The sequence below is a fragment of the Acidimicrobiales bacterium genome, assembly GCA_035533095.1.
In the GTDB taxonomy this organism is placed as follows: domain Bacteria; phylum Actinomycetota; class Acidimicrobiia; order Acidimicrobiales; family Palsa-688; genus DATLUM01.
This window is the reverse complement of the sequence record DATLUM010000098.1, coordinates 1-4,787: the sequence shown is the minus strand read 5'-3', so window position 1 is coordinate 4,787 and position 4,787 is coordinate 1. Positions and strand designations below refer to the sequence as shown.

General features: G+C 67.7%; 6 protein-coding genes. 3 read left to right on the top strand and 3 right to left on the bottom strand.

Annotated elements, in window-relative coordinates; genetic code table 11:
* Positions 1 to 41: 41 nt before the first annotated feature.
* Positions 42 to 335 carry a transposase gene (locus tag VNF71_12470; GenBank protein ID HVA75367.1) on the top strand — a complete coding sequence of 98 codons (294 nt, stop codon included), beginning with the start codon at positions 42 to 44 and terminating at the stop codon, positions 333 to 335.
* Positions 336 to 834: 499 nt separating this feature from the next.
* On the opposite strand, the gene VNF71_12465 is transcribed toward VNF71_12470, so the two are convergent.
* Genes VNF71_12465 through VNF71_12455 form a run of 3 tightly spaced genes read right to left on the bottom strand, consistent with a single transcriptional unit; the run spans position 835 to position 3,694 of the window.
* Positions 835 to 1,836 (bottom strand): site-specific integrase, encoded by a 1,002-nt coding sequence (locus VNF71_12465; protein HVA75366.1) that lies wholly within the window; start codon positions 1,834 to 1,836, stop codon positions 835 to 837.
* The gene (locus VNF71_12460; protein ID HVA75365.1) at positions 1,833 to 2,798 is read right to left on the bottom strand and encodes a tyrosine-type recombinase/integrase; all 966 of its coding nucleotides are present in this window, start codon (positions 2,796 to 2,798) and stop codon (positions 1,833 to 1,835) included. The genes VNF71_12465 and VNF71_12460 overlap by 4 nt, the downstream gene beginning before the upstream one ends.
* The gene (locus VNF71_12455; protein HVA75364.1) at positions 2,777 to 3,694 is read right to left on the bottom strand and encodes a site-specific integrase; all 918 of its coding nucleotides are present in this window, start codon (positions 3,692 to 3,694) and stop codon (positions 2,777 to 2,779) included. Before VNF71_12455 ends, VNF71_12460 begins: the two co-directional genes overlap by 22 nt.
* A gap of 161 nt (positions 3,695 to 3,855) precedes the next feature.
* Here VNF71_12455 and VNF71_12450 point away from each other — a divergent pair, with 161 nt between their 5' ends.
* Together VNF71_12450 and VNF71_12445 are read left to right on the top strand one after the other, a co-directional pair.
* The gene (locus VNF71_12450; protein ID HVA75363.1) at positions 3,856 to 4,353 is read left to right on the top strand and encodes an IS3 family transposase; all 498 of its coding nucleotides are present in this window, start codon (positions 3,856 to 3,858) and stop codon (positions 4,351 to 4,353) included.
* A gap of 54 nt (positions 4,354 to 4,407) precedes the next feature.
* Positions 4,408 to 4,536: a hypothetical protein gene (locus VNF71_12445; protein HVA75362.1), complete on the top strand. Its 129-nt coding sequence runs from the start codon at positions 4,408 to 4,410 to the stop codon at positions 4,534 to 4,536.
* The last annotated feature ends 251 nt before the right edge of the window (positions 4,537 to 4,787 follow it).

Here is a 4,787-nt window from a genome sequence, read left to right as displayed (position 1 = left end):
GAGCTGAGAGGTAATGATCTCTCTGGAAGGGGTTGGTTGGTGTGGCACGGTCTAAGAGGTCGTTCTCTCGGGAGTTCCGCGAGAAGGCTGTGGCGTACGTGTTGGAGCAGCACAAGTCGATAGCCGGCGCGGCTCGAGAATTGGGTGTCGGGGAGTCGACGTTGGCGAACTGGATATCCGCGGCTCGGGAGGCCGGGGCTGATAGTTCTGAGTCAATGACGTCCAAAGAGAAAGACGAGATCCGTCGTCTGCGCGCGGAGAACCGCGAGTTGCAGATGCGCGTGGAGCTCCTAAAAAAAGCGACGGCCTTCTTCGCGAGCGAAACACAGAACTGATCTTTCAGTTTATCGACGCGGAGAAGGCGAACTTCCCGGTGGCGTTCATGTGTCGTGAGCTGGGCGTGTCCCGCCAGGGGTACGCGAAGTGGGTGCGTCGCCAGGACGCGCCGCCCACGGCCCGCCAGCTCGACGACGCGGTGCTGTTGGGTGAGATCACGGTGATCTTCAACGAGAGCCGACGCAGCTACGGGGCGCCGCGGGTGTGGGCCGAGCTTCGCCGGCGTGGCCGGACGGTCGGCCCGAACCGGGTGGCGCGGCTGATGGCCTTGCACGGCCTGTGCGGGCGCGATGGGCGTCGCCCGCTGCCTCGGACCACGATCACCGATCCGGCGGCGGTGTCGGCGCCCAACGTGGCAGACAGGGACTTCGACCCGGCCGCCCCGGACCGCCTGTGGGTGACCGACATCACCTATTCGGCCCACCTCGTGGTTATGTGCAGCGGGAGCAGTGGTGCGTGGAGATCACGGCGGTCTCGGGTCCGGTGGGCTGCACATAATCAGAGGTGTTCCAGGAAGGCGAGGAGACGGTCGTTCGGCCGGAACCGGGCCGGGGCTGGGCTCGGGTCGTCGAGACGGCTGAGGGTTGCTTCTTTGCGGGCCAGGTCGGCTTCGAGGTATTGGTGCGTGACGGCTGGGCTTGAGTGCCCGAGCCAGAGGGCGATGACGGCGAGGTCGGCGCCGGACTCGAGCAGGTGGACGGCGGTCGAGTGGCGCAGGGTGTGGGGCGACACTTGCCGGCCGCGTAGTGACGGGCAGTCTTGCTCGGCGGCCGCGACGGCACGGTTGAGTCGGTCGCGCACCCCCGAGCGCGACATCGCGGCGCCGTTCCTGTTGGGAAACACGGGCGCCTCGGGGGCGAGGCTGATCCTGTCCATCCATGAGCGCAGGGCGGCGGCGGTGCTGGCCCACAACGGGATGACGCGCTCCTTGCGGCCCTTGCCGTGCAGATGCAGGGCGCTTTGGCGCTCCAGGAGCACGTCGCGAACCCGTAAGCCGGTCAGTTCCGAGACGCGGGCGCCGGTGTTGTAGGCGACGGCGAGCAGGACGGCGTCGCGCTGCCCGCTCCATGTGCGCCGGTCGGGAGCGGCGAGGATGGCGGCGGTCTCCTGGCGGCTGAGATAGCCGAGCACAGGCCGGTCGAACCGTTTGGCGGGTATGGCCAGCACCCGGGCGGTGATGGCCAGGGACGCCGGATCGCGCAGGGCGGCGTAGCGCATGAAGGAGTGGATGGCCGCGAGGCGGGCGTTGCGTGTGCGGGGGGTGTTGTGGCGAACGGCCTCCAGATGGTCGAGGAAGTCCAGGATCGTCGGGGCGTCCAAGTCGGCCAGGCTCAGCGCCGACGGTGGTTTGCCGAGGCGCTGCTCGACGAACCCGAATAGCAGCTCGAACGCGTCCCGGTAGCTCTCCACGGTCCTGGGGCTGGCACCTCGCTGGTCGATCAAGCGGCGTAGGAAGAAGTCCTGGACGAGCTGATCGAAGCGGACCTGGGGCGCTCTCATCGCGAACCCGTCGGCGAGCCTGCGCTGAAGGCCTCGAAGCGGTCCGCGACGATGCCCATCAGCTCGGGCACGGCCGACAAGTACCAGTAGACGTCGCGCACCTCGACGTGGCCGAGGTAGGTGGCCAACGCGGCGACCTTGGCGTCGACGTCGACGCCTTGGGCGTGCCAGGTCTGGATGCGTCGCACCACCATGCGATGGCGCAGGTCGTGAACCCGCGGGGCGCGGGTGCGGCCGGTCGCGTCCCAGCCGAGCCGCCGGCGAACCACGCTGAAGGCGTGATAGGCGGTGTCGTAGCTGAGCCGCTCGCTGGCCTCCGTGCGGAAGAAGGCGTCATCCGGGCTGGCGGCACCGTGGCGGCGTTCCCGTTCGGACGCGAAGTCCCGGAGCGGGCCGATGGCGCTGGGATGGAGGGGGACCAGCCGGGTCAGGCCCCGCTTGCCGGCCCGGACGGTGATCACTCCCGCTTCCAGGTCGACATCGGCGCAGGACAGGGCGAGCGCCTCGCTGATCCGCAGACCCGTGCAGGCCAACAGGCCGAACAAGGTGGTGTAGCAGCGGGGCCGCAGACCGCCGGCGGGAGCGAGCTGCCCGGCGGCTGTGAGCAGCTCGGCGATCTCGTCGTCGGTGTAGATGTGCGGCGGGGTGCGCTGCCCGGTCGGGCCGAGCATCCCCGCGGCGGGCACGTCGGTGGCACCGTCCAAGGCGTGGAGGTGGCGCAGGAAGCCTCGCACCATCGCCAAGCGTCGTGCCGGGTTGCGCGGATCAGCGGACGACGTCGACGTCGTCCAGTCCAGCGTCAACTCCAGCGGGATCGGCCCCTCGTGCCCGGCGAAGGATCGGGCGAAAGCCCGCAGCGCACGCTCTTGGGTCACGGACCGGTAGCCCAGCCCGCGGCGCAAACGGACGTAATCCTCGACCAGGACTGCCACCGAGCCGGTCATGACGTCACCGCCGGCCACGGCAGCGCCACCTCGCGCAAGGCGTCAATGTCAACCGCGGCGTAGATCCGGGTCGTGGCCAGCGAGCTATGCCCGAGCAGGCCGGCGATCTCGGCCAAACTGACACCCCGAGCCAGCAGCCCGGTGGCCAGCGAGTGGCGAAGCAGGTTCCCGCCCCGTGTCGGCGCCGCGATCCCCGCCCGCCGCAACGCGTTGTCCACCGCTCGCCCGACGATGCTGTCGCTGATCGGCGCGCCCGGCCGGGAACCGACGAGTACGAACACCTCTCTCGCCGTGGTGGCGGGCCGGCCGCTCTGCAGGTAGTCCGCCAACGCCGCCCCGACCTCGCCCGTCAGCGGCAGCTGTGCCCCGTGGCCGGTCTTGCGGGCTCGGACCCGGACCACACCTGCGCGCCAGTCGATGTCATCGAGCCGCAGGCGGGTGACCTCGCTGACCCGCAGCCCCAGCCGCGCAATGCACAAGATGATCGCCCGGTCCCGCAACCCCCGCGGCGACGACCTGTCCAGCGACGCGACCAGCCGCTCGAGCGAATCAGGCGCCAGGTGCCTGACCAGGCCGCTCCGGCGATGCGGCACCATGGGAACGGCGGCCTCCAGCCGCTCCCCGCCCAGACCCTGAGCGCGTAGGAAGCGGAAGAACGACCGCAGGGACGTCGCCGCCGACTCCACGGTCTTGGGCTCATAGCGACGGGTCGCCGCCGCGATGAAGCCGACGACATCGCTCACCGCGATCCGCTCCACCTCGACCTGACCGTCCGGGAACGTCGCGCCCAAGAAGGCGCCGGCGAATCGGGCGTAGTTGACCCGGGTCCCCACACACAACCCTCGGGCACGCCGAAGATGCTCATCGAAGTCCGCCAGCGCAGCCTCCACCGACCACCCAACACGACCTGACATCGCTGCTCCCTCTCCTCCGGACCGCTCGGCCGGACCCCGAAGAAGCGTTGCTATTATGTGCAGCTACACGACGACCAGCCCGCCGCCACCACGAAGCCCCACCGACATGCGGCTCGGCTCAAGCCGCCATGCTGCACATAACCGCGAGCTGGGCCGAATAGGTGTTATGGAAAGCTCGACATAACACCTACCTGGCGACCGGGGAGGGATGGCTGTACCTGGCCGCCATCTTGGACTGCTACAGCCGGGCGGTGGTGGGCTGGGCAGCCGCCGATCACATGCGCACCGAGCTGTGCGTGGCCGCCCTCGACGACGCGGTGGCCCGTCGTCACCCGCCTGCGGGTCTGGTGCATCACTCAGATCGCGGTTGCCAGTACACGAGTTACGACTATCAGCAACGGCTCGTCGAGTTGGGCATGGTCCCGTCAATGAGCAGAAAAGGAAATTGTTGGGATAACGCGGTGGCGGAGAGTTTCTGGGCGACCGTGAAGCGCGAGCTCGTGAATACCAGAGAGTGGGCCACTCGCGCCGAGCTTGAAATGGCGTTGTTCGACTATATCGAGGTGTTCTACAATCGAAAGAGACTGCATTCCACTCTTGATTATCTCACTCCTGAGGAGTACGATAATAAGTACTGGAAGTCATCAAAGTCCGCATAATGTCGGTGACAACAAAACCGGGGGAACCCCATATGTGCTCTGAGCCGCGACCGCGTGCGCCTGGCTCGCAGCCTTCATGTCGAGCGGCGGGGCCGGATCAGCTTTACGTTCGTCCTCGGTGACGACGTACTCGAGGTCTTGGCCCAACTGGCCTGCGGCAGCGAGGAGCATGGCGTCGAGTGATCGAGATCCCCAGCGGCGTTTAGCACCCGGCGCTGACGCGGATCAGGTCGTCCGTGCACAGCATCATGTGATCTCGTGCCGTGCCGGCCGCGCCCTCAAGTAGCAGCACGTGCAGCACCGCAGGCACCGTTGTGCGTTCTCGAGTCCTATGAATGGCCAATGTCGGAAGCTGCTGGGCCCAAACCCCTATGCTGAAAGCGAAGTTCGCGCCCGAGTAGCTCAGTCGGCAGAGCACTTGCCTTGTAAGCATG

Excerpts from the sequence above, each read along its gene's own strand:
- VNF71_12455 (HVA75364.1), bottom strand. The coding sequence starts at position 3,694 with ATGTCAGGTCGTGTTGGGTGGTCGGTGGAGGCTGCGCTGGCGGACTTC.
- VNF71_12465 (HVA75366.1), bottom strand. The coding sequence starts at position 1,836 with ATGAGAGCGCCCCAGGTCCGCTTCGATCAGCTCGTCCAGGACTTCTTC.